Annotated in this window: 21 protein-coding genes; 15 read left to right on the top strand and 6 right to left on the bottom strand. The window is 43.0% G+C overall.

Translation table 11 applies throughout. The features are described from left to right. The first annotated feature begins 18 nt into the window (after window positions 1-18). Window positions 19-540, top strand: coding sequence for an RNA pyrophosphohydrolase (locus tag HL061_RS09555; protein ID WP_058023527.1), 522 nt, complete (start codon window positions 19-21; stop codon window positions 538-540). Window positions 541-686: 146 nt separating this feature from the next. Here HL061_RS09555 and HL061_RS09550 read toward each other — a convergent pair whose 3' ends face one another. Further along, complete coding sequence (locus HL061_RS09550) at window positions 687-1,520, bottom strand: NRDE family protein (protein WP_058023526.1); 834 nt, start codon at window positions 1,518-1,520, stop codon at window positions 687-689. 90 nt (window positions 1,521-1,610) lie between these two features. Next, window positions 1,611-3,266 carry a DUF4139 domain-containing protein gene (locus tag HL061_RS09545; protein ID WP_083328919.1) on the bottom strand — a complete coding sequence of 552 codons (1,656 nt, stop codon included), beginning with the start codon at window positions 3,264-3,266 and terminating at the stop codon, window positions 1,611-1,613. 388 nt (window positions 3,267-3,654) lie between these two features. Between HL061_RS09545 and urtA the strand changes: the two genes are divergently transcribed. From urtA to HL061_RS09485, 12 genes are all read left to right on the top strand, one after another. Next, window positions 3,655-5,007: an urea ABC transporter substrate-binding protein gene (urtA, locus tag HL061_RS09540; RefSeq protein WP_071002821.1), complete on the top strand. Its 1,353-nt coding sequence runs from the start codon at window positions 3,655-3,657 to the stop codon at window positions 5,005-5,007. 447 nt (window positions 5,008-5,454) lie between these two features. Beyond that, on the top strand, window positions 5,455-7,050 hold the full coding sequence (gene urtB, locus HL061_RS09535; protein WP_156771011.1) for an urea ABC transporter permease subunit UrtB: 1,596 nt from the start codon (window positions 5,455-5,457) through the stop codon (window positions 7,048-7,050). A gap of 10 nt (window positions 7,051-7,060) precedes the next feature. Further along, a complete protein-coding gene (urtC, locus tag HL061_RS09530; RefSeq protein WP_071002819.1) occupies window positions 7,061-8,131 on the top strand; it encodes an urea ABC transporter permease subunit UrtC in 1,071 nt (356 codons plus the stop codon). Window positions 8,132-8,166: 35 nt separating this feature from the next. Further along, window positions 8,167-8,976, top strand: a complete 810-nt coding sequence (gene urtD / locus HL061_RS09525) for an urea ABC transporter ATP-binding protein UrtD (protein ID WP_071003742.1) — start codon at window positions 8,167-8,169, stop codon at window positions 8,974-8,976. A gap of 133 nt (window positions 8,977-9,109) precedes the next feature. Then, window positions 9,110-9,808, top strand: a complete 699-nt coding sequence (gene urtE / locus HL061_RS09520) for an urea ABC transporter ATP-binding subunit UrtE (RefSeq protein WP_071002818.1) — start codon at window positions 9,110-9,112, stop codon at window positions 9,806-9,808. A 304-nt stretch (window positions 9,809-10,112) separates the two neighbouring features. After that, window positions 10,113-10,997 carry a prolipoprotein diacylglyceryl transferase gene (gene lgt, locus HL061_RS09515; RefSeq protein ID WP_071002817.1) on the top strand — a complete coding sequence of 295 codons (885 nt, stop codon included), beginning with the start codon at window positions 10,113-10,115 and terminating at the stop codon, window positions 10,995-10,997. 11 nt (window positions 10,998-11,008) lie between these two features. Then, window positions 11,009-11,758 (top strand): DUF2971 domain-containing protein, encoded by a 750-nt coding sequence (locus tag HL061_RS09510; protein WP_071002816.1) that lies wholly within the window; start codon window positions 11,009-11,011, stop codon window positions 11,756-11,758. 38 nt (window positions 11,759-11,796) lie between these two features. Next, window positions 11,797-12,429 carry a thymidylate synthase gene (thyA, locus tag HL061_RS09505; RefSeq protein ID WP_290127463.1) on the top strand — a complete coding sequence of 211 codons (633 nt, stop codon included), beginning with the start codon at window positions 11,797-11,799 and terminating at the stop codon, window positions 12,427-12,429. A 42-nt stretch (window positions 12,430-12,471) separates the two neighbouring features. After that, on the top strand, window positions 12,472-13,707 hold the full coding sequence (locus HL061_RS09500; RefSeq protein ID WP_007394866.1) for a tyrosine-type recombinase/integrase: 1,236 nt from the start codon (window positions 12,472-12,474) through the stop codon (window positions 13,705-13,707). Then, entirely contained in the window at window positions 13,704-16,157 is a 2,454-nt protein-coding gene (locus HL061_RS09495) for a site-specific integrase (RefSeq protein WP_025646077.1), read from the top strand. Before HL061_RS09500 ends, HL061_RS09495 begins: the two co-directional genes overlap by 4 nt. Next, window positions 16,157-18,265 carry a site-specific integrase gene (locus tag HL061_RS09490; RefSeq protein ID WP_252962766.1) on the top strand — a complete coding sequence of 703 codons (2,109 nt, stop codon included), beginning with the start codon at window positions 16,157-16,159 and terminating at the stop codon, window positions 18,263-18,265. Before HL061_RS09495 ends, HL061_RS09490 begins: the two co-directional genes overlap by 1 nt. Beyond that, complete coding sequence (locus HL061_RS09485; RefSeq protein ID WP_036600625.1) at window positions 18,262-18,774, top strand: hypothetical protein; 513 nt, start codon at window positions 18,262-18,264, stop codon at window positions 18,772-18,774. Before HL061_RS09490 ends, HL061_RS09485 begins: the two co-directional genes overlap by 4 nt. Window positions 18,775-18,945: 171 nt before the next feature. Here HL061_RS09485 and HL061_RS09480 read toward each other — a convergent pair whose 3' ends face one another. From HL061_RS09480 to HL061_RS09465, 4 genes are all read right to left on the bottom strand, one after another. Further along, complete coding sequence (locus HL061_RS09480; RefSeq protein WP_036600623.1) at window positions 18,946-19,797, bottom strand: thymidylate synthase; 852 nt, start codon at window positions 19,795-19,797, stop codon at window positions 18,946-18,948. Window positions 19,798-20,188: 391 nt separating this feature from the next. Then, window positions 20,189-21,421 (bottom strand): organoarsenical effux MFS transporter ArsJ, encoded by a 1,233-nt coding sequence (arsJ, locus tag HL061_RS09475; protein WP_227675434.1) that lies wholly within the window; start codon window positions 21,419-21,421, stop codon window positions 20,189-20,191. Window positions 21,422-21,423: 2 nt separating this feature from the next. Beyond that, window positions 21,424-22,434 (bottom strand): ArsJ-associated glyceraldehyde-3-phosphate dehydrogenase, encoded by a 1,011-nt coding sequence (locus HL061_RS09470; RefSeq protein ID WP_252962765.1) that lies wholly within the window; start codon window positions 22,432-22,434, stop codon window positions 21,424-21,426. An 80-nt stretch (window positions 22,435-22,514) separates the two neighbouring features. Next, window positions 22,515-23,324: a metalloregulator ArsR/SmtB family transcription factor gene (locus tag HL061_RS09465; RefSeq protein ID WP_252962764.1), complete on the bottom strand. Its 810-nt coding sequence runs from the start codon at window positions 23,322-23,324 to the stop codon at window positions 22,515-22,517. A 259-nt stretch (window positions 23,325-23,583) separates the two neighbouring features. Here HL061_RS09465 and HL061_RS09460 point away from each other — a divergent pair, with 259 nt between their 5' ends. Continuing rightward, window positions 23,584-24,057, top strand: coding sequence for an NAD(P)-binding domain-containing protein (locus tag HL061_RS09460; RefSeq protein WP_252962763.1), 474 nt, complete (start codon window positions 23,584-23,586; stop codon window positions 24,055-24,057). A 50-nt stretch (window positions 24,058-24,107) separates the two neighbouring features. Beyond that, the gene (locus tag HL061_RS09455; protein WP_252962762.1) at window positions 24,108-24,248 is read left to right on the top strand and encodes a hypothetical protein; all 141 of its coding nucleotides are present in this window, start codon (window positions 24,108-24,110) and stop codon (window positions 24,246-24,248) included. Window positions 24,249-24,352: the final 104 nt, after the last annotated feature.

Genomic DNA, 24,352 nt, shown 5'->3' with positions numbered 1-24,352 from the left:
AATTAAAAAGGTTTAGTCATGATAGATGCAGACGGCTTTCGCGCCAATGTCGGCATCATCTTGGCAAATACACAAGGGCAGGTTCTGTGGGCAAAACGTATTGGTCACAACGCTTGGCAATTTCCGCAGGGTGGTATCGACCGCGGGGAGACGCCGATGGATGCAATGTATCGCGAGCTCTGGGAAGAGGTCGGTTTACACCCGCGTCATGTGGACTTATTGGCAGTCACTCAAGACTGGCTGCGCTATCGTCTGCCAAAACGTTACGTACGCCATGGACAGCACCCCTTATGTATTGGGCAAAAACAAAAATGGTTTTTGCTACGCTTAGATGAGCCGAATACCCAACACATCCGCTTTGATGAAGGGAAACCTGAATTTGACCATTGGCAATGGGTCAGCTACTGGTATCCACTCGGACAAGTGATTCACTTCAAACGAGGCGTGTATCGTCGCGCCCTACAAGAGCTGGTACGTGAGCTACCCTTAAAGCAAGAGCTGATCTTGCCTGAGCAAAGCAATCATTTGATTCAGTCTTAATCAGTAAAACGTACTTTTATTGTTTGTCATATTACAAAAAGCCTGTATCCAGTGATGCAGGCTTTTTTGTGTGAATGGTTTTAATAATGATGTATAGGTTCTCGTGAAATCAGTAGAAGTTATCACTGACATTGAATAATAAGTTTTTACTCACTAGCCACTGAATGTGGATACTCTCGACTGACAATGTGAGCGGTGATCTCTGAATCTACCCCGCCATTTTTGCTCAAGGTCAAAATACTCTGGGTTCGTGTTCCATAAGTAGGCTTGCTGATGTCAGCATTGCCAAAGCTCACAGGCTCAATATAGACAGAGGATAAGGTCTGTTCAAGCTCAGTGCTCATCCCTGTATCTGGCAACTGATCATCCGGTGCCTTGGTATTATCTGACAGCACATTGAATGCAGCTGCTTGCCAGTAGCTAGCCGCGCTGTCCTCGGCAATTAGCGGTAGCACTTCTTGGCGTAAACGCCCACGCAACCGCTCGGTCTTAAACCAGCTGTCCTCTGGCTGACCGTTTGAAATCACATGTAATCCTGCATGTAGCGGCGTGGGGGCATGACCGCGGTTATTAACAATGACTGCTTGCCTAGCGTCACCAATAATCAGATTGAAACCCGCATAAGCTTGTAATTCAATCTGCCGTGCAAACGCCATCGGACTGAGCGTACCGGTCAAAAAACGCGTGACCAATTCACCACGAGAACGCTCATTAATACCTGCCTGCACGCCATCACGAAAGTTCAATACGGCGGCCCAGCGTCCATTTTGTTCATAATATTCCGAACTTTGCGTTTGTAACGCTTGCTGATGGATACCCAACCACGTACCGCCACTTTGCTTATCACGCCCTGCATAGATATCCTGATCGGCCCATTGGTGCAGAGGCTCCGTCGGACGCTGCAAAAACTCATCGCGATTGGACAAGAGTACTAATGGCAGCTCGTCAAATAACTGCCAAGCAATGGCGACAATACACATAATATTCCTTTGATAAACGTTTATGGGGCGCGAGATTTTTGGTAAAAATAAACATCATCGCTTAAAACTGATTTGCTGAGCAAGTATCATTTATCGATCACCACTCAATATCTTATTGGCAGGGTAACTGATTTGCGAGGTTGAGCGTATCGCCTGTGACTGTTTACTCGGCACGTTAAACTCCCACGCTACCATGCCTTGATTGTCATTCCAATTACGCTCGGTGACAGGCGGCGTGTGGGTAACGTCGACTTTAAGACTGTCATCACGGCTGATAGGCTCGCTCCCCAACACTTGCAGGCGCACAGGGCGGTTATGCTGATTGGTAAATTCATAGGCTTGGGTCGTTGTTAGAGTTTGGGTGCGGTTGAGCACGCCTTTTTCCCCTTGCTTGTCTTCATTGATTAGCGCTTTGACCATCATGCTTGGATCACGACCAAAACCAATCCCCTGCTCTTTTAGCATTTGATAGTTATAGCGCGATTGTCCAACATAGTTGTCATCACGGTACAGCTGTAGTGAGCCATCTACCCACTCTGGCGTCAGGAACGGCGCTGATGCGTACCAATAGGCGGCCGTCTCAACGCTCGGGGTACTACGAACCCACAGCTTACTGCTGCCAGACTGCTCGCCAATGACAGTACGTACTCGCCTGCCACCACTGGGTATCGTCACTCGCTGCGGCAAGCGATATTCAATAATACCGTTTTTATTTTGGCTACTGACCGTAAAGTTCGGCAGTGGTGCCATATTTGGTGCTCTAGAATCGTCGCTATAACCTTCTCTGGCAGATACTACGACAGGCGTGTTATCCGACATAGGTATTGCATACTCAACATTTTGGTTTTCTTCATAAAGTGATAGGCGCGGCACATGAGGCAGTCGTCCTGTCGCGCGCTGGTTGGGGTTGGCTGTACTGAGAGTGACAGGAACGTTGGTCCAATTCTCGCCCGTTTGTTGGGCGATAATCGCAGAAGCGGTGATATTTAGGTGCTCGCTATTGGTGTTGAGACGCGCCTGATACGTAGGCTCCCAGCCTGCGCCTTGTACTTGATAATGCAATTTAATGCTACTTGGCGCGCGACTGGCAGTGCGTACACTCACTTGGGTCACATTACTCGCCGTTGACGTGACACTGCTTGCCATCATCTGATTCAGTGTATCTTGGGCGCTTGCTTGTCGCCGCTCCATCTCAATAATACTTTGGTTAATACGGGTCGCCTGCGCCTCTATATCGCGTGCGTTACTAGCAATCGTACTCGCCGTGTTGACTTGCGTGGCCTTAGTCAAATTTTGCAAATAGGCTTTTGCTAAGCGCGCCGCTTCTAATTCCGCATTAATACTAGCTAAAGTATTTTGCTGTGTTTGTACCTCGGCATCGCCTTGATATTGGCACTGGATTGCTTGCTCTCCTGTTAACTCTTCAATGCTGATTTCACCAATATTGACACCACCTATTGCCTGCACGCTGAGACTGTCTTTATCCATATAAGGTGATAGGCACGAAAATACCACGGTTTGCTCACCGCTACCAGTAATGGGCAATGAGCGTGTCACACTCGCCAGCCCTTGATAGACAGTCACTTGCTCGATACTACTCGTTGCCGCTTGGGCGACGGGTAAGCCTAATACCGTACTGCCACCAAGCACAAGTGGCAAAACCATAAGGCGCGATCGTTGCGAGCGCCGTGATGAGGTGCGAGCATGAGCCGTTAGGCCAGACCACTGTGTTCGGTATGCGTTCATATATCTTTCCTTGGGGGTGTGATTAATCATGGCGTCAGCGTAATCTGTTCATGAGATACGTATGTGAAATAATGTCTATTCTATAGGCATTACCGTAGCCGTTTTGCCAGTCTTTGGCAATAAATGCTTTTGTTCGTTGTGCTATTTTGATAATAACGGCTCTTTTTTTGCTACCAGTCTGTCAATTGCACCAATTTTTTATCTCCTTCCCCGTTATGGTGCGCTCTATTAACAATCGTGCACTAAATTAACGAAAATCATAGAAAATATTTAATTATTGCTCAAATATTATACGATTATTGGCATTTTTGACTTGGCACGGAACTTGAACGCTTAATAACTGTTCAGGAGCCATACTTTATCTTTTGTGTCTATTTAGGAGATGTCCATGTTTTCGTTACCCACTTTAGCCAATCCTCAGTTTGTTAATGCTCACCTACATGGCAAAATCAAATCACGTTTTTCATTATTAGCGATTGCCGTCGTTGGTAGCCTGAGTCTAGCTGGCTGTCAAAAGCCTGCCGAAACTGCGACATCGACAGAGACAACAACCGAAACCACGACAGAAACAACAACCACTCCTGCCGCTGATGGCGACACGATCAAAGTAGGCATCTTGCACTCGCTATCTGGCACCATGGCCATTTCTGAAACTTCCCTAAAAGATACCGCACTGATGACCATTGACGAAATCAATGCCAATGGCGGTGTGCTCGGTAAGCAGCTAGAGCCTGTCGTTGTTGACCCTGCCTCTGACTGGCCCTTGTTTGCCGAAAAAGCGCGTCAGCTGCTTACTCAAGACAAAGTCGATGTGATTTTTGGTGGTTGGACCTCGGTCTCGCGCAAGTCTGTCTTGCCCGTGGTTGAAGAGCTGAACGGCTTGATGTTTTATCCCGTGCAGTATGAAGGACAAGAGCAATCAGAAAACATCTTTTATACTGGCGCGGCGCCCAACCAGCAGGCCATTCCAGCAGTTGAGTATTTGATGAGTGAAGAAGGCGGCGGTGCAGAGCGCTTTGTATTATTGGGTACCGATTACGTCTATCCACGAACTACCAACCAGATTCTAAAGGCATTTTTGAAATCAAAAGGCGTGGCTGATGAAGACATCATGGAAGAGTACACGCCATTTGGTTTTAGCAACTATCAAACCATCGTCTCGAATATTAAAAAATTCTCAACAGGCAAAAAGACGGCGGTGATCTCTACCATCAATGGCGACTCAAACGTGCCATTCTATCGTGAGCTTGCCAACCAAGGTATCAAAGCCTCGGATATTCCCGTCATGGCATTCTCAGTTGGCGAAGAAGAGCTGCGCGGTATCGATACCAGCTTGCTACAAGGACACTTGGCGGCATGGAATTACTTTATGTCGATCAAAAATCCCGTCAATAACGATTTTACCAAACGCTATAAGCAGTACGCCTTGGACAAAAACCTACCGAATGCCGATAAGGTTGTGACCAACGATCCTATGGAAGCCACTTATGTGGGTATCAATATGTGGAAACAAGCCGTGGAAGATGCTGGCACCACCGATGTTGATAAAGTCCGTATTAGCATGGCTGGACAGACATTCGATGCGCCCTCTGGCTACACCCTCAAGATGGATGAAGAAAACCATCACTTATGGAAGCCTGTCATGATTGGTCAAATTCGCGCCGATGGTCAGTTTGATACGATTTTTAAAACGCCAGAGGTCATCCGAGCGCAGCCATGGAGCGAGTATATCCCGAAATAAATGGCTCCCTCAATAAATAGGTGCTGAAAAGCGCATGGTGGTAGCAAGTATGAATAGTCGACCAATATACTATATCAATGAACGAGCCAACGCCTACCCGCTATCTTGAAGTTCAGCACTTATTCTCAAAATTTTAAGTACCTCCAAACCTTATCACGGCTTCTATGACTTACTGCGTTAAGTAATAGAGGACAAGGATTTGTTGTCTGTAAAAACAGGGAGCCGCACATGCAGCACCATACTTTACGCCCATTGTTGGGGCAGATATTATCCAAAAGCAACAATGATCAGCAAGCATTAGCAAAGACATACGCGTCTAGTATCTCAATGGTTGTGCCGCGACGGCTGCTGGTATTAATCGCCTTACTGTTAGCGGCCTTCACCACCATCGTTCATGCAGATGACGGTGCTCAATCGGCAAATATCGCCACTGTGACCTCAGAGTCGATGACCGATGGTAGTGACACGCTGCGCACCAATAATGAGCAGTCATTGACTACCCCGACACAGCCTACGACGGCAGTATCAGGCGATGCTATTCAACAATTTGTGGCGGGCGATTTTAGTCAGCGCCAAGCCATGCTAAGTGCTTGGCCAGGATCGGTTGAGAGTTTGGACAATCTAGTCGAGTTGATTGCTAATGATGAGCTGTATCAAGGCAACCGTGGGCAAACGTATTTGCTCAATGCAGAGGATCAGCTCTTCACATATCCCGACAAAACCGAAACGTCTGATTGGCCAAGCGATTTGTCCCAAGTCACCTTGACCAATACCTTACGCTCGGCGCTTATCTTTGGACAGGCCAAGGTAAAGCTCGAATCTGACAAGCCAGCACAGCGCTTGCAGGCTGTGGAGATTTTGGCAGATAACATTGACCAAGTCGATCCAGCCATTATCACAGCCGCTGCCGCAAATGAGGACAATGCCAACGTTCAAAAAGCACTAACGGCGTTACAGGCTCGTATTGATTTCAAAAATGGCGATTTACCCACTCAGATTGAGGCTGTGAACCTACTCGCTGATAGCGATAATCCGCAGGTATTGGTTGATCTTGAATCTGCCCTTGCATCTGACAACTTGGATCCGACGCTTGAGGCGGCGCTCAGTGATGCCAGAGATAGCGTGGCACGCCGTATTGAGATAAGCACATGGACAGGTCATATTTTCACTGGCATGAGTACCGCCAGCATTTTATTGCTCGCGGCACTTGGCCTTGCGATTACTTTTGGTTTGCTTGGCGTGATTAATATGGCGCATGGTGAGCTGATTATGATTGGCGCGTATACCACTTATGTGGTGCAAAACTTATTTCAAGCTTATCTGCCAGATATGGTTGGCTGGTATTTGCTTGCGGCGGTTCCCGCTGCATTTTTGGTCAGTGCCATCATCGGTATGATTATTGAGCGCATTGTGATTCGTCCGCTATATGGTCGTGAACTAGAGACCCTATTGGCAACCTTTGGTGTGAGTCTAATCTTAATGCAATTGGTGCGGATGATTTTTGGCGCGCAAAACGTTGAAGTCAGCAATGTGGCGTGGCTCAGCGGTGCCTATCAAGTGTCATCAAGTTTGGTACTGCCTTACAACCGTATTGCCATCATCGTGTTTACCGTCATTGTCGTGGCGCTACTGGTGTACTTGCTCAATAAGACTCGCTTCGGATTATTTATACGCGCCGTCACTCAAAACCGTCAAATGGCACGTGCCGTTGGTATCCCTTCTGCGCGCATCGATATGATGGCATTTGGTTTGGGCTCTGGACTGGCTGGCATGGCTGGTTGCGCGCTTGCTCAAGTGGGCAACGTGGGTCCTGATCTGGGTCAGACGTATATTATCGATACCTTTTTGGTCGTCGTCGTTGGCGGGGTCGGACAAGTATGGGGCGCGGTTTTGGCCGCCTTGGGATTGGGTGTCAGTGGCACGGTGCTTGAGATTGGCATTGGCGCGGTTTTGGCCAAGATTGTGTTGTTGGTTCTTGTGATTCTGTTCATTCAGAAGCGGCCACAAGGTTTATTTGCGCTCAAAGGCCGCTTTGTCGAATAAGGAGACTCTTATGATACTGACCAAATTACTGTCTGATACAAGGCGTAGCGCCATTTTAATCGGTTTGTGCTTTGCCGTGCTATTGATACTCCCTTGGCTACACTTAATGCCAGAGACGTCACCCTTTCACCTATCCGCCTACTGGATTACCCTGATTGGCAAAATCATGGCATTGGCAATGGTGGCCTTGGCACTAGATCTGGTCTGGGGCTACGCTGGTATTTTGAGCTTGGGGCATGGTTTATATTTTGCACTGGGTGGTTATGCGTTTGGCATGTACTTAACGCGTGAGACTGCTGGCGATGGCCTGCCTGATTTTATGCGCTTTTTGAGCTGGACTGAGATGCCATGGTATTGGGCCGGCACGCAGCATTTTTGGTGGGCGATGGCATTGGTGGTTTTGGTGCCAGGTGTGATTGCCTTTATCTTTGGTTTTTTTGCTTTCCGCTCAAAAATCAAAGGTGTTTATTTTTCTATCATCACTCAGGCCATGGTCTATGCCGCCGCCCTGCTATTCTTCCGTAACGAAACAGGATTTGGTGGCAATAACGGCTTCACGGGCTTTACTACCCTCTTAGGTTATGACATTACTGCTGCCTCAACCCGTTCTATGCTGTGTTTTGTTACCGCCTTGGCATTACTCCTCTCTTACATGGGTCTGCGTTATTTAATGAACCAGCCTTATGGACGCGTATTGGGTGCGATTCGCGATAGCGAAAACCGCTTACAGTATTTAGGCTATCGCACGCTGTGGTACAAGCTCTCCGCTTGGGTATTGTCCGCCGTCATTGCTGGTATCGCAGGTGCGCTCTATGTGCCGCAAGTCGGTATTATCAATCCAAGTGAGATGAACCCTGTGAACTCAATCGAGATGGCCGTTTGGGTAGCCACTGGTGGTCGAGGCAGCTTGGTAGGTGCGATTTTGGGAACAGGTGTGGTGAATGCAGTAAAAACCTATTTTACGGTTGCCTATCCTGAGTTTTGGCTATTGATATTGGGCGGGCTGTTCGTTGTAGTCACCTTATTTTTGCCCAATGGCATCATGGGCTTGTTCGATCGCTTCAAAAAGGAGAAACAGTAATGCTAACTGATAAATCAACACCATCTGAGCAGTCAATCCATGAGTATGGGCGTACTCATGGTGGTACGGGTCGCAGCCACCCAAAGCCAGCAGGCGTCGATTTTAGCCATGGCATTGCGCTATATCTAGAAGAGGTGAGCGTTTGGTTTGACTCGTTTCGCGCACTCAACAATCTGTCGCTCTATATTGAGGAAGGCGAGCTACGCTGTATCATCGGCCCCAATGGTGCGGGTAAAACCACCCTGATGGATGTCATCACTGGTAAAACCCGCCCTACCGAAGGCAGTGTGTTTTTTGGTCAAACGCATAATCTTGCCAGCCTATCTACCGAAGAAATCGCTGAAGCGGGTATCGGGCGTAAGTTTCAAAAACCCACCGTGTTCGAAAATTTTACGGTAATGGATAATTTGCTACTTGCTGCGCCAAAAGACAAGCGCGTGGTCAAAAGCTTATTCAACAAACTCGATGCCGATACGCGCGATACCCTCAATTCGACCCTTGAGCAAATCCGCTTGACGGACAAAATCAATAAGCCAGCAGGCTTACTCTCTCATGGTCAAAAGCAATGGCTAGAGATCGGTATGCTGTTGATGCAAAGCCCCAAGCTCATTCTGCTCGATGAGCCTGTGGCTGGTATGACGGACGCCGAAACTGAGCATACTGCCGAGCTGTGCCTGCGCCTCAAACAGAACCATACCTTAGTGGTGGTCGAGCATGACATGACTTTTATTGATGCGATTAGTGAAAAAGTCACGGTATTGGCACAAGGGGCGATATTGGCCGAAGGTACCTTGGCGGAAGTGCAAGCCAATGAAGCGGTGATTGAGTCCTATCTGGGTCGATAGTTGGACAATGATTCAATACATCATTAGCCCATAAACCGCGAAACTATGCAAATACCAAGCTATACAAATGCCAAGCTATGCAAATGCGAAACCCTGCAAATATTAAAAATCATTGAAAGATTAGGAGACCGTCATGTTACAAGTCAATGGTATCAATCAATATTACGGCGGCAGTCATATTTTACGAGATGTCTCGTTTACAGCGCCTGTAGGCGCGTGCAGTGTGGTACTTGGACGTAATGGCGTGGGCAAAACCACCTTACTCAAATGCCTGATGGGGATATTACCGATCAAATCAGGACAAATTTTGCTCAATGACCAAGACATCAGCAAACTCTCCCCCGAGCAGCGCGTGCGAGCAGGTTTGGCTTATGTGCCGCAAGGACGTGATATCTTTTCGACACTAACGGTAGAAGAAAATATCTTAATTGGTATGGCAAAGTTTTCACGCGCTAAAGCCAAGCAAGTACCCAAGCATTTATATGATATTTTCCCAGTGCTTGATGAGATGAAACATCGCCGCGGTGGTGATTTGTCTGGCGGTCAGCAGCAGCAGCTTGCCATTGCTCGTGCGCTCGCCTCCGAGCCGACTGTCCTTATTTTGGATGAGCCAACCGAAGGTATTCAGCCGTCTATTATTAAAGATATCGGCCGTGTGCTTCGCGACTTGGCTGACAAAGGGGACATGGCGATTGTACTGGTTGAGCAGTTTTATGAGTTTGCCGAAGAGCTTGCTGACAATTACACCGTGCTCTCGCGTGGCAAGGTCATCTCTCAAGGTGCAGGCGATACGATGGTCGACAACAAGGTACAAGATTTGGTCGCCATTTGATGACTCTTTCTCATACTTAGATAGTCATGCTCGCTCTTTGCCACTGATAATTGTGTCTCTATCTTACGCTGTGCATCATAAGAAACTCTTTATGATCGGTCTAAACCGCTCGCATCACGCCTATAACCCATATCTGCGGCAGTGTATTCATCATATCTCATTACTACCTACCCAAAAACAGGGCATCAAATCAATGCCCTAAATCATCAATACCGCGTGCTTGCCTTGATAGCAATTGTGTATGACCAGCGCTTGAAATTTGCTATTATAGTCAGCACTTTATTATCGATATTATGACACTCTTATGATGATTCATCCTCAGTACGATCCTGTCGCCTTGGCACTTGGGCCCGTCCAAGTCCACTGGTATGGCCTCATGTATTTATTGGCGTTTGCTGCCGCTTACGGTCTGGCATGGTATCGCAGCACCAAGCGTGAGGGCTGGACAACAGATATGGTCTCAGATCTTGTGTTCTTTGGCGCACTGGGTGTCATCTTAGGTGGCCGTGTCGGTTACGTGTTGTTTTATCAATTTGGCGAGTTGCTACAAAACCCAGCCTACCTCTTCAAGGTTTGGGAAGGCGGCATGTCATTCCATGGTGGCCTGATTGGTGTCATGCTGGGGATGCTGTACTTTGCTCGCAAATATAAAAAGACTCCGTTTCAAGTGCTCGATTTTATCGTGCCTTGCGTCCCGACAGGCTTGTTATTTGGTCGCATCGGTAACTATATCAATGGCGAGTTATGGGGCCGTGTCTCTGATGGTGGCTATAACTGGCTCACCTACTTTCCCCAAGCGGCTGGCTTTGATATGCAGCAGCTACAAGCCAATCCTGCGCTACAAGAGGTGATGACCGAGGTCAATGGTCAGTATTTATTGCCTCGTCATCCGTCACAGCTGTATGAAGCCTTTGCCGAAGGTCTGCTGTTATTTTTATTCCTTTGGTGGTACTCATCAAAACCTCGTCCGCGCATGGCAGTGACTGGTGTCTTTATGCTCGGCTATGGCTTGAGCCGCTTTATCATTGAGTTCTTCCGTCAGCCAGACGTTGACCAAGGGTTTATTTTGTTAGGTTGGGTGACCAAAGGGCAAATATTGAGCACGCCGATGATTATTATTGGTCTGTTTTTAATCGGTTACGCTTACAAGCGTGGCATCTACGATTGGGGTAAGCATGCCGCTTATTAAGGTGTCAAGCAATGATTGAACCCATAGAACATTATGCTGTGTTAACACGATACATGCCTTTTATTAAGCTAGTTTCTATGTTGGAAGAAGGCTTCTTTATTCCTAAAGCGAATCTTTTCAGTGACAAATGGGAAGGCGGTTTACACTTATTTAATGGTAAAGAAGATCCGTTTTTAACCAAAGAAGAACTTAAAACTGCCAAAGATTGGATTTACGTAAGTTGCTGGTATGCAAATGAACCAGAGACACACGCCATGTGGAACTCTTACGGAAACTCAGATAACGCTGTAGCAATACAGACAACACAATATGATTTCAAAGCCGCTTATCATGGCTCAAAAATAGATCCAATGTGTTCTTATGTTGGTAAAGTTAAATATCATATGCCAGCGAGCGCCCCAGAGCTTTATGACAATCAAAGTATTCGACCTTGGCTTGGAAACAATAATAATGATTCGAAAGATCCAAAAACTACGTATCCTCGTTTCTATTTATTTCACAAGCATCATGCTTTTTCTTTTGAAAAAGAAGCAAGATTTTTATTGATTGACAATGATGCTACAGTGGCAAAAAGCAATGACAAGCTTGGCATTCATCTTTCGGCTAAGCATAGTAGAGAAATGATTAAGAAAATTATATTACATCCTAACTGTTCGGACTGGTTCGAAAATACCATTCGTAAGCTTGTTAAAGACACATACAAACTAGATATTCCAATTTACAAATCATCGTTAGTTGGTCATAAAAGCCTATCTAACTGAACGTTAAAACCTTTTAAATATTATTGAAGTTAAAAAATATGATGAATAGCAACAACGAGCAAGCGTATCTTGATTTGCTGCGCCACGTCTTAGACAACGGTACTGAAAAAGGCGATCGCACGGGTACGGGTACGCTGAGTCATTTTGGCGCGCAGCTGCGTTTTGACTTAGTGGCAGGTTTTCCATTATTGACGACCAAAAAAGTCCACTTTAAGTCCATTGCTTATGAGCTACTATGGTTTTTGAGTGGCAGCACCCATGTTCAATATTTGCAGGACCATGGCGTGCGTATCTGGAATGAGTGGGCGACAGCGGAGCAAACCGCACGTTTCAATCGTCCTGAAGGTGAGCTGGGCCCTGTCTACGGTCATCAATGGCGTAACTATGGTGCAAGTAAAGACGCGGACGGCAGCTACAACGATGATGGTGTCGATCAAATCGCACAGGTCGTTGAGCAAATCAAGACCAACCCCAACTCGCGCCGCTTGATTGTATCAGGCTGGAATCCAGGAGAGGCAGAGCAAGTGGCACTACCCCCGTGTCATACACTGTTTCAGTTTTTTGTGGCGGATGGTAAGCTCTCTTGCCAGCTGTATCAACGTTCGGCTGATCTTTTCCTATTATACCCCCATAACAATAATGCACAATACGGAGTAATAGATCGTATATAATGCAATACATAACTTAGTCTATGTATTGAGATAGTGATTATTATGGATGTTAAAGTTTGTTCTGATACAAAGTTAGATTTATCTAAGTCTTGTTTACTCAATGAGATTCCAAACTTATCATTGAACAAAACCGTAAAAGTGAATGGTGTTGGAGTATTTGATGATGATGGCAAGATCCTTCCTCTTGTTTCTGAGTATTTGTCGTATCGAACCAAACATCAAATAATCTCTTATAAATCAGCAGTTACTTATGGTAGAAACCTAAGCTACTTCTTAAGTTATATTCGTAGTCGTCCAGATTATGATGACAGTGAATCTGATGAAGTATTTATTACAGTTCCAAAATACGTAATTCAAGAATACCTGACATTTTTAATTCGTGAAGATCATAAGAACTCATCTACTGTTAGAAGTAGAGATGAGACAATACATGCCTTCATCGAATACCTTTGTAGCCCTACAGAAGACCGTGATAAGCTTAGAGAAGATAACCCATATAGCGATGGCTTGCTATCAAAACCACCAAAGCGCACACCCATTAGCTCTTGCACACTTGATGACCTTTTTATATTGATTGAATTTACTGATTCAGAACGAGAAAGAGCTTTACTCCAATTTTTATACGACTCTGGCTTACGTCGTTCAGAACTACCTAGAGTTACTCTTCAGGACTTTAACGATACTAACAACTTCAATTCTGAAAAGTTTATTTCCTCCGATAATGAACAGCCTATCCATGCTGATTACGTGCCTTTAAAAGTCAAAGGAAGTAAAGGCCGTGGTAATCAAATTAAGCCACGCTGGACTTTGCTTAGCTTAGCAACTATCAAACGTGTGCAGAAATATCATGCATCTCCCCTGTATAAAAAATATGCCCGTAAATATGTAGACCCGTCTAAAACCCCAGCATTTTTTAATGCTAAAGGTACTCCCTACACGCCTAGTGCAATCAACAAATTGCTTGAACGTATAAGTGAACGTGCAATAAAGAAAGGTCGCCTTGATCGAAGCATCTCTCCTCACAAGTTAAGGCACGGAAATGCTTATTCAATATTGCAGTCAAATGATTTAGGTTCCGATTACTTAGATCGGCTCGTTATTGTGCAAAAAAACTTAGGGCACAACCATCTCCAGACTACACAGATATATACAAGTATCCCCCAAGATATCTATAACAGTATGTGTGATGAGAACGGTGACTTATTAACTAGGGCCGAGAAGATGAGGCGCTTGTCTGAACAAACGCAATTAAGAATTGGCATTAAGGACATCAAATGAAAAACATTGGAATAACCATTGATGAGTTTCATGAGGATTTTCCTGAGCTAGGGATTTTAGGTGCAGACTGTAAAATCGTTGAAGAAAAACAACCAATTAAAGACGCCGAAGCAGCTGTTATAGAATGGGTATCGAAAACAACTGCGGATACAGAAGCATTATGGGAAATACCAATTAGTAAAGCGGATAATACTTTAGGCTTCAGTGTAGCTGTTAAGCATATTCAGAGTGCTGTAGGCGTCTCATACTCTGTTGCACAAAAATATAGGAGTCTTACTACTCCTTTAATTGAAAGGATGATCGAAGAAGGGATTCTAATAATACCAAGTGAAAGCTACGAAGCGGCTGGCATCGAAAACACTAGAAAACTTTTGAATTGGTACAGAAAGCTAACTGTAGAGGAAAAGCACACTTTACCTATTTTCGGCAACAAAATTTCGATAGGAAAAATGTCTCCAGAACAACTACCTATAAAAAAAGAATCCTTAAGATTTAGTGTTGTTAAAGATGCTTGGGAATTCATTCACAAAGACTTAGAAAAAATTGGAATTATTGATCCAAATTATAGAAGCGTTGCTGAAAGAACAAGCGAAGCGAATGTCAATAGAAGAAATCATAGTGAAAGTCAGATAGAGCGTTTTCATAGACTCGCAGCAAGAGAGCTAAATGCAGCTGATGACTTCTTCCCTCCTTCAAAATTAGAACCGTTTATTCAGGTTGAGCAACTGTTTGCTTGTAGTAGCAAAACTGTCTCTTCAAAATCAGGCAAGAGTAATTATAGAGTTGCGAGTAGTTCATTTATAGAGTTCTTATCTAAACTGTATGGAAATAAACCCTTTAGAATCGTAACAACTTTTGATGAATACCTATTATCTAGATATCGGAAATATTTAGAGGACAAGGTAATAAATAAAGAAATATCAAGTTATCATGCAAATACAGTTTTGAGTTCAGTCCGTATAACATTGAATCGGCTGACTCAAGTACGCGATATAGAATATAGCTTTTTCAATATAAATGGATTTGCTACAACTAGAGAAACAGATGTTAAAAAGCCATTTACAATGAACGAGCGACTTCGAATATTAGAGGCTATTGAAAAAGGATTGAGCGAATCTAGAAAAGCCCTCAAACCTTATAAGAAAACGGGTTTAGGCAGCAATCCTTTGGACGAAAAGGGTTCAGTCATTAGAGGCCTTTCGACACTAGAGAATGCGCGATGGCTCTTTGAAAACCGCTTAATGTGTAAGCCAGTTCATTACAATACAGCTAAATCACCTATTGAGAAGTCTTTCTTAAGAATTATTAATGATTCAGATAAGGGTTTGATAGAGGTATACAACGACTGGGGCATTACCCCAATGATAAATATGGATACACTAACGCCTTACGTTTTAAGGCTTGCTCAAATTACTGGTTTAAATGCAAATCCTTTACTTTCTCTTGATATAAACGATTATGTAGATTCCCATCCGGCAACATCGCGGCCTTGTCTTAGATATTGGAAAGAAAGGTCTGATGGTCATAAAGAATACCACCTCGATCTTTTTAATGCAGAACTGACATGGCTTACGTCATCTCAAGCTAAGTCTATAAAAATTATTTTTGAAGAATTAGTCCAATTGACGAGTAGTTTTCGACAAGATATTGAAGATGATGCCTTTAAAGATAGGTTGTTCATCTATCAGTCGAATAGTACAAAAAAGCACGGCAGAGTATCTCCACTATTAGGAAACAAAGAAAAAAATGCAAAAGCATTGGGAGCTAGTTTGTCCAGGTTTGTTAAGAAATATAATTTAAAAAATGATGCAGGAGATCCCCTAACTCTTACAATAAGTCGGTTTAGACCAACATTTGTTAGTGAGATGCTTAGAAATGGCGTAACTGTACGTGAAATTCAACTCATGTTGGGTCACTCCTCACTCCAAACAACTCTCGGTTATATAGATTCTCTAGATTTTAACTCCATGAGTAGAATGAAGATAAATGATGAATTAGAAGAGATACATCAATCGACTCTGGATAAAAAAGTTGAGAAAGTGCCAGAAGATATAGAGTCCAAAAAAAATGATGAGTTGGTAACAACCTTTCATACTCCTCTAGCTGAATGCAGAAATATTTTTGACCCACCAGATTTTGTAAAAAATCTTTCATCCTACATACCTGGTACTCCATGCTCACAATATAACAAATGTTTGGGTTGTGACAATGTCATTATTACAGCTAAGAATCTGCCTGAAATTTTTGCAATGAAGCGCGACTATACGCTTTTGAAAGAGCACTCCCGTGTCATGGATACACCCTATGGGCATGTTATTTCAGAGAATTTAGAACTGATAAAAGGCATCACAGAACCAGAACTATCTAATTTTTCCTTAGAAGAATTAGAAAATGGACGGCGTTTAGCAGAATACATTGAAACGACCACACTAGTTGATGGAGTAATCTAATGGACTATGAAAAAAAGCTGAATGTATTAACAGGTTTTGCAGAACATCGTTTATATGTTTTAGATGCTCTAGACCATGCGACAGTTCAAAAGAAGAAACAACTTCAAAATAATTACACAGATGACATAGAGTATGTGACGTACCTTATGGACAAACCTGTATCGAAATTATCAAAGTTTTCTGACGACTTTTGGGACTTTAATGACGACTATCCTAATGCTGCACGAAATGTTCAGGGCGCAAAGCTCCGCATTAGTTTTTCAAAGTATACAGATATCCCAAGATTCGTTTTAATAGAAATAAAAATCATATTCGAGTTGGCCTTGCTAAACAATTCGATTTTCAAGCTTCAAAGTAAGGAAGGCCAAAGTCGAACAAAAAAAGTCTTAAAAGCAAACTCTTTAATTACAATTTTTGAAAATGGATTAACGTTTATTAGTGAAATATTTAAGCAGGCATCTCATGAGTTAGGCTATGAGTTTGTTCAGGAAAAAATCAGAACACTGTCCGATATAACACCCGAACTGTATTCCAAAGCCGCTGAAAACTATGATCGTATAAAAGATATAGAGCTAGATAAATTTTTCAAATATCTACGCAGCCCAGCGTCGGTTCAGTATGTATTTGAAAAACCTATCGCTTATGTAGAGTTAAATAGCCTAAAATGGAAGAAACTCGCTAATACTAATAGTTCGAAAAAAGAACAAGTACTGCCAGATCTGGTATTTGAATCTCTCTCGAAAATGGCTTCCTTTATCATAGTTGACTTTTTAAGTGCTATAGGAGCTTCAGCAAAGATATCAGATCCTAACTCTTTAGAACGTTTCAATACGAGCGAATATTTATCATGGGCAAACAAAGAAAGAGTAACCCACGAAATTTTCAACGCCTATATTGCTATTAGATTAAGAACCAAAGGTTATCCTCCGAGTTTCGTTACAAATATAGTCAAACCTTATAATTGGATGCTTAACAAAGACTCTAATGTCATGGGTGGAACGACTTTACGTAAAGAATTGAAAAAACGTGGTTACAAGTTAGATGATCTTAGAGAATACTTTAACCTCGTAGCGTATGCATGCACATATGTAGTAGGCCAGTATACAGGTATGAGACCATCTGAACTATCAGAAATAAGAGTTCAAGATTGTTCGTGCTTAGTTCAAGATGATGGCGTTTGGCTTATTGAAAGTACTGTTAAGAAACATAAAGATGAAATTAGTACAGGCTTGTTTGACGACAGATGGGTAGCTATACCGATTGTTAAAGATGCAATATTAGCAGCATCGTATATTTCAAAAATTAAAGTTTCACCTTACTTAATTTCTAATGTAGATACTGTTAAACCAGGTAGCTCCCCTCAGTCGATGGCTAGTAAGGGTATTACACATCAAATGAATAGTTTTATAGGCCAACTGTTAGGCAAAAACATTGCTGATGAACTGAAGTTTAATCCTTACATGCTAAGACACACATTAACATATCAATTGTTTAAGGCTGAAGTTGGATTGCCTCTTATATCGTTTCAATTGAAACATTTTGTAGAGAGCATCTCTAAGTACACATCTACTGGCGCTACCTCGTCAGTTACGTTAGGCTACGGTGATATAGGTGAGATGCTGTCAAAAGACGGTAACCGAAAAGGTGATACGAAATCACTGCGCCGAGCAGCTGAATTAGATGCTATTAAAACTGCCCATAATCCAAATGGTACATATTATGGTGGTAAAGCGAGTGAGCATAAAAAAGGTCTGATCAAGACGTTTAGTGGATATATAGCTGAAGGATACACAGAGGATGAGGTTTATGAGGCTATGGTAGATCAAGGGGTTGCCATGGTCTATATGGGACAAGGGCTTTGCTATGGTGGTAGAGCAGAAGAGTATGACTCAAGCCTACCATGTATTGGTTCACTACGTTGTAATCCAGCTCGATGCAAACAAGCCGTTGTAACTACCAAGCATGCTCCCAAATGGCGTGAAGTTTACATGTTAAATAAGAATAACCTCAATAAACCAGAATATTTGGAGTCTCGTGAACAAATTCTAGCAGCAATGAACGAGGCCAAAATGGTATTGGAAAATCTTGGTGAGGCAATCGAACTATGAGTAATGAAGCTTATGATCAAAAAAATAATGATGACTATGAAGCAATTACTTCTGCTCTAAATACTGCCCTAATAGATCTTCAAAATAACAAAAAACTAAAACCCACTATAGCGCAACTTTCGAAGATGACTGGTATTCATCGAAATACTATTACAAACCGTGGTTGGCCTGTCCAAAAGCTAAATCAGATCAAAGATATCAGAAAAGCTGAAGAGAAATCGCGTAAAGAAAAAAAAGCTATAGATAACGCTGATGTTAAGAATGCGCTTGAAGCAAAAATGATTCAAGCACAAAATGAGGTTATCTACTGGTTTAATGAATATCAAGATATAAAAAGAGTCGCTCAACACTCAGATAAACGGTTACAAAAAATGAGAGAGTCACGAGATTTTTATAAAACACAATCTGATACAGATAAAAGGTCGTTATTAGAAGCTAGACAGGAGATTAAAAAACTGAGACAAATGTTAGCTTTAAAAGATGCAACACCGAACCAGCTGATGCACTAATCTATCGAAAACTACCTATGCTATAAAAAGTATAAACTTAATTTCCTTGTACTTAAAAGCTAGCAAGAGCTTAGCTAACAAATATATACCTTATAGCATAAATCACATATATTAATACTTTATGCCTAACAGAAATTTATCACTTTTCTCAGCTTTCACTTTATGCTGATATCAAACTGAGAATGGATACGCGATAGACTCATGATACTGATACCCTTCCACTTCAAAATCGTCCAATGTTACCCATGTCTCAATATCTTCGAGAGACTTAATTTCAGGGTTAATGTGAAGTTTAGGGGCTGGATACGGTTCGCGTTTTAATTGCACGTCACGCATTAATTGTAATTGATCTTCATAAATATGTGCATTTACGATCTTATGATAAGCTTTTCCGGCCTCGTGGCCCGTAATTTGAGCCATGAGAGCTAGTAAGGTAAACACTTGAATCTGATTAAAATTTTGACCTAATGGTACATCACATGAACGTTGTGATGAAGTCAAATAAAGCTTGCCACCTAACAACGAAAATGTATGAGTATGCATACAAGGACGTAAACATCCCATATGAAACTCACCTGGATTGTAGAAGGTTAGAATTTCACCTCGGTCATCAATACCGTTTCGCAAGTTATCATAGATCTTATGAAGCTGGTCAAACTCCTCTCCTACTGAATTACGCCACCTGCGCCCCTGTACACCATAAACTCGGCCCATATCATCCTTACCTTTACGATAAGGATTAGCTAACCAAGCTTCATTTTCATTGGCATTAGCGTTCCATGTATTACATCCAATAGCTCGAAACTGAGCTGCGCTATCATAACCACGTAGATACCCTAATAATTCTGCGATAGCTGCTTTCCAATAACTCTTTCGAGTAGTTACTAAGGGAAACTCATTAGCTCCTACATTGTAGTTTAAATCAGCATTAATAACGGTTAAGCAGCGTTTTCCAGTCCGTTCATTCTCGACCCATACACCCTCATCAACTATACGTTGACATAAATCTAGATACTGTTTCATTCAATAACCTTAGTTGGACTACAAACTTATCTCAAAAGGTGATTTTTGTTGAACTGCGTGGACAATACATTTTACCTTTTGATTTCATTGAGCATTATAAAGTTTCAAGGCTCAATTGTACAAACCTGTTCGTAACAACTAATTGTCTTAATAACTTATCAACAGGCTATGCCCCAATGGATCCAATGAAACCGAATCATTCTATCTAAAACCATTTACCATAATGCAGCTTTATGAGAAAGGTCAGGTTTTTTAGAGTTTTATAGCTTCTTTAAGCGTAGCTCATAGCCAACCCATAAAAAACGAAAGTAGTGCAACTGAGATAAACCCTATATCATCATAAGTGTGTTGTGATTTCAAATAAACAGCAGATTCATTGATAAAACCCTCATCAGTATGCCGCCGCTTTATACTGGTTAGGCAATTTTAATGATAATAAAGCCGCGATTGCCACAAACGCACTCGATATCCAAAGACAAGCCTCTAAGCCAAACTCTTGGTAGACCCAACCTGACAGCACCGTGCCAATCAATCTGCCCATCGCGTTTGCCATGTAGTAAAACCCCACATCCAATGACACGCCATCACTATCAGCATAGCTGACGATGAGGTAGCTGTGTAACGAAGAATTGACGGCAAAAACCACACCAAATATCAGTAAGCCAATAATAACCGATGCTTGAATATAAAAATCAAAATATAAAGCCAGCGCGATCGCCGCAGGAATAAACGTCAGATAGCTTGCCCACAAAAAGGCTGCACGACCCGTTGGCAACACGCCTTTTTTCTTGCCCGTAAAGTAAGGCGCAACCGACTGGACAATGCCATAACCGATGACCCAGCTTGCCATAAAACTGCCAACCCACCAGTGACTCCAGTCAAAAGTCGCTGCCAAAAACACAGGGAGGGCCACCACAAACCAAACGTCTCTTGCCCCAAACAAAAACATGCGGGCAGCGGAGAGGATATTGATAGCAGGGCTTTTAGAAAAAATGTCTTTAAATTTAGGTTTGTTGGTGGCTTTGCCGATGTCTTCTTTTAAGACTATTAAACTAAACACCCAGACGATGGCCAAAAGTGATGCCATCAGTATCATAGCGCCTTTAAACCCAATCAAGGTCAGTAGCAAACCACCGATAAAAAAACCCACGCCTTTTAGCGCGTTTTTAGATCCTGTGAGTAATGCCACCCATTGATAAAGCTTACTCTCAGCATCTTTTGGCACTAATAATTTGATGGCGCTTTTGGCACTCATTTTATTCAAGTCTTTGGCGATACCTGAGAGCGCTTGGGCGATCATCACATAAACCACAGTCAGCATATCCGCAGGCACAGCAAGCATGGCAAGGGCGACGATCTGTATGGCCAACCCAATATTCATGGTTTTGTTGAGCCCAAGACTGGTGCCAAGCCAACCACCAACCAGATTGGTGATAACCCCAAAGATTTCATAAAACAAAAATAGCATCGCAATGCTTAACGGACTATAGCCTAACTGATAAAAATGCAACACAACGAGCATTCGTAATGCGCCATCCGTTAAGGTAAATGCCCAATAGTTGCCAGTGATGACTAAGTATTGCTTCACTTGCGACGATAAATCCGTAACGGATAGCAGTCCCATGATTAACCCTTATCTGCTAGACCAACCATTTGGACCAATTCAGCCGTTCTATTGGCGTAACCCCACTCATTGTCGTACCAAACGTAGAGTTTTACTTGGGTGTCATTGATGACCATCGTCGATAGCGCATCGACGATACTTGAACGAGGATCGGTTTTGTAATCAATCGATACCAGTGGACGGGTCTCAAAGCCCAATATGTCTCTTAGCTCATTTTCAGATGCTTGTTTGAGTAGTTCATTGACTTCCTCAACCGTGGTGCCACGCGCCACTTCAAACACACAGTCGGTCAGCGAGGCGTTGGCTAAAGGCACACGGATGGCATGACCGTTTAGCTTGCCTTTTAGCTCAGGAAAAATATGCGTGATGGCGGTTGCAGAACCCGTTGTAGTCGGGATAAGGCTCATACCGCAAGCACGTGCCCGGCGTAAGTCTTTATGCGGTGCATCTAGTATCGTTTGGGTATTGGTGATGTCATGAATGGTGGTCATCGAGCCATGCTTGATGCCGATTTTTTCGTGTATCACTTTAACCACAGGCGCTAGGCAGTTGGTAGTACAAGATGCAGCAGTAACAATAGGATGAGCTTCCTTGTCGTATAAATGCTCGTTTACACCCATAACGATATTTAACACGCCTTCTTCTTTGACGGGGGCTGTGACAACGACGCGTTTGACCCCTTGGTCTAGATACGCTTGTAGTAAAGCCTTGGTTTTTATCTTTCCTGAGGCTTCGATGACCACATCGCATAGTGACCAGTCGGTGTCTTCGGTCGCTTTGTTTTGTGTACAAGGAATGGCTTTGCCATTGATAATCATGGACGTACCTTCGTGAGTGGCGTCGTGATGCCAGCGACCATGCACAGAATCAAACGTCATCAAATGCGCAAGGGTCTTGGCGTCACCCGCCGGATCATTGATGTGGACGATCTCGATGTCGTCCCAATCAAATGCCGCGCGCATGGTCAAACGTCCCATACGTCCAAAACCATTGATACCTACTTTGATTGTCATAAAATTGTCCTTAATGCTGTTTAAAACCATCAGAAAAAATGGTGTAAAACGTTCAGTGTTATTTAAGTATGAATAATGGGTTATTTACAAAAACTGGCTCTATCGGGGCGGTTTTGCATCGCATCTAATCGCCCAATCTCATGCTCAATTAAGTGAGTGTTGTTTTCTGTGGTTTTTGCAACCACAATCTTTGCCCATACAGGTAACTCAGGATTGATACGATAAAATACCCACTGACCGTGTTTTCGATCAGTGATGACGTTTGCCTTTTTTAACACAGCAAGATTGCGTGAGATTTTGGGCTGACTGTCTTCTTCCAAGGCCTCCATCAATTCGCACACACACAGCTCACCATGATATTCGATCAGCATCAACGCTTTGAGTCGAACGTCATCCGTCAAGCTTTTGTAAAAGGTAATGGGATCAAAGTCAGATGATGCCGTGTCTTCTGTATTGACGGCAGTCTTTGTGAGGTTATGTTTTTCTACAGACAGAAACATCGTTAAGCGACTATTTAATTCACTCAAGGTAGTGGTAAAGGGATGACTGCCAGCACGTGTTTTTGGGTCAGGGATATCCCACGCCAGTTGCTTGGCCGTATTGGGGTAGCTTCGGCATTCGGTACTGGCCTTTTCGCATAAAGTAATGACGTAGTCAAAAAACTGGCTTTCAAACTCGTCAACGTGCTTGGATCTTAAGCCACTGGCGTCGAAGTCGAACCTTTCTAAGGCTTGAATGGTTCGTTCATCTACTTCGCCTTTTTCTATACCTGCGCTATAGACATCATAGATATCACCGGCTTTATACTTTAATAATATCTCAGCCATTTGTGATCTGGCTGAATTACTGGTACAGAGAAACAATACCTTTTTCTTATTTGAATGTTCCATAACCTAACCCTATCAAAAGACTGTACATATGAAATATTATATATACAATATTTCATATGTACAGTCTTTTGATAGTTATTATTGGCTTTAGTTAGTGAAATGATATTTTGGAGCGATGCAAGATTATTTGCATGATAAGCTGAATCAAGATGTCGATAAAAATTTCGTCAAAACATGTCTTCAATTAAGATCTGAAGAGTAAAAAGCAAGCCTCAGTATGAGCAATTGATTTTTCTGGTAGCAGACACTAAGGAGCATTATGTCAATTAAAGTATTCGACACCATCATTATCGGCGGTGGTCAAGCCGGTTTAGCCGTTGGCTACTATCTGAGACGTGCGAAACTTGACTTCATCATTCTTGACAATCAAGACCAAAGTGGCGGCGCGTGGCAGCATACTTGGCCATCGTTACGCCTATTTTCTCCTGCTCTTATGAGCTCCTTGCCAGGTCGCTTGATGCCAAAAGCAAAAGATGGAGAGTATCCCCATAGAGACGAGGTCATCCATTACCTTGCTGACTACGAAGAACATTATAAGTTACCAATCTACCGACCTTATCAAGTCCAAAGCGTACAGCGTGATGATGAAAACAATTGCTTACGGGTGACTGATGGAAGTTTTACATGGTTGGCAAAAACCGTCGTGAGCGCAACGGGAACGTGGAGCAATCCTATAATTCCTTCTACCAAAGGTCAGCAAGCGTATCTTGGGTGTAACTATCCCCTAAAATAACACAGCTCAAACGTAGAATTTCTTATAAAATACCCATAAGGAGTTTTGATATGAGCAAACGAATGACTGAGACCCAAATAGTATCCATTTTAAAAGAAGCAGAAGCAATCAGACGAGGATTCAAAAGGGTTTGGGCTATCAATCGCCAAGACAGGTGTGGTTTGATTATTATCGTCAGGCTGCGTAATTAAAATCTCCCAAGTTTATGTGTACGGATTTGACGGCAGGGGTCACTTTTACAATTTAATAATTGCATCGATTTCCTGATATGAGCGGTTCAATCCTAATAGGCTAT

Origin of the sequence: Psychrobacter sp. PSP (genome assembly GCF_024085615.1) — a bacterium.
Classification (GTDB): domain Bacteria; phylum Pseudomonadota; class Gammaproteobacteria; order Pseudomonadales; family Moraxellaceae; genus Psychrobacter; species Psychrobacter pacificensis.
The sequence above is the reverse complement of the archived record's forward strand: the minus strand, read 5'-3'. Positions and strand labels throughout refer to the sequence as shown.

What these genes read in the sequence shown, in the direction of transcription:
- HL061_RS09555 (WP_058023527.1), top strand. Translation starts at nt 19, where the DNA reads ATGATAGATGCAGACGGCTTTCGCGCCAATGTCGGCATCATCTTGGCA.
- HL061_RS09550 (WP_058023526.1), bottom strand. Translation starts at nt 1,520, where the DNA reads ATGTGTATTGTCGCCATTGCTTGGCAGTTATTTGACGAGCTGCCATTA.
- HL061_RS09545 (WP_083328919.1), bottom strand. Translation starts at nt 3,266, where the DNA reads ATGAACGCATACCGAACACAGTGGTCTGGCCTAACGGCTCATGCTCGC.
- urtA (WP_071002821.1), top strand. Translation starts at nt 3,655, where the DNA reads ATGTTTTCGTTACCCACTTTAGCCAATCCTCAGTTTGTTAATGCTCAC.
- urtB (WP_156771011.1), top strand. Translation starts at nt 5,455, where the DNA reads ATGACCGATGGTAGTGACACGCTGCGCACCAATAATGAGCAGTCATTG.
- urtC (WP_071002819.1), top strand. Translation starts at nt 7,061, where the DNA reads ATGATACTGACCAAATTACTGTCTGATACAAGGCGTAGCGCCATTTTA.
- urtE (WP_071002818.1), top strand. Translation starts at nt 9,110, where the DNA reads ATGTTACAAGTCAATGGTATCAATCAATATTACGGCGGCAGTCATATT.
- lgt (WP_071002817.1), top strand. Translation starts at nt 10,113, where the DNA reads ATGATGATTCATCCTCAGTACGATCCTGTCGCCTTGGCACTTGGGCCC.
- HL061_RS09510 (WP_071002816.1), top strand. Translation starts at nt 11,009, where the DNA reads ATGATTGAACCCATAGAACATTATGCTGTGTTAACACGATACATGCCT.
- thyA (WP_290127463.1), top strand. Translation starts at nt 11,797, where the DNA reads ATGATGAATAGCAACAACGAGCAAGCGTATCTTGATTTGCTGCGCCAC.
- HL061_RS09500 (WP_007394866.1), top strand. Translation starts at nt 12,472, where the DNA reads ATGGATGTTAAAGTTTGTTCTGATACAAAGTTAGATTTATCTAAGTCT.
- HL061_RS09495 (WP_025646077.1), top strand. Translation starts at nt 13,704, where the DNA reads ATGAAAAACATTGGAATAACCATTGATGAGTTTCATGAGGATTTTCCT.
- HL061_RS09490 (WP_252962766.1), top strand. Translation starts at nt 16,157, where the DNA reads ATGGACTATGAAAAAAAGCTGAATGTATTAACAGGTTTTGCAGAACAT.
- HL061_RS09485 (WP_036600625.1), top strand. Translation starts at nt 18,262, where the DNA reads ATGAGTAATGAAGCTTATGATCAAAAAAATAATGATGACTATGAAGCA.
- HL061_RS09480 (WP_036600623.1), bottom strand. Translation starts at nt 19,797, where the DNA reads ATGAAACAGTATCTAGATTTATGTCAACGTATAGTTGATGAGGGTGTA.
- arsJ (WP_227675434.1), bottom strand. Translation starts at nt 21,421, where the DNA reads ATGGGACTGCTATCCGTTACGGATTTATCGTCGCAAGTGAAGCAATAC.
- HL061_RS09470 (WP_252962765.1), bottom strand. Translation starts at nt 22,434, where the DNA reads ATGACAATCAAAGTAGGTATCAATGGTTTTGGACGTATGGGACGTTTG.
- HL061_RS09465 (WP_252962764.1), bottom strand. Translation starts at nt 23,324, where the DNA reads ATGGAACATTCAAATAAGAAAAAGGTATTGTTTCTCTGTACCAGTAAT.
- HL061_RS09460 (WP_252962763.1), top strand. Translation starts at nt 23,584, where the DNA reads ATGTCAATTAAAGTATTCGACACCATCATTATCGGCGGTGGTCAAGCC.
- HL061_RS09455 (WP_252962762.1), top strand. Translation starts at nt 24,108, where the DNA reads ATGAGCAAACGAATGACTGAGACCCAAATAGTATCCATTTTAAAAGAA.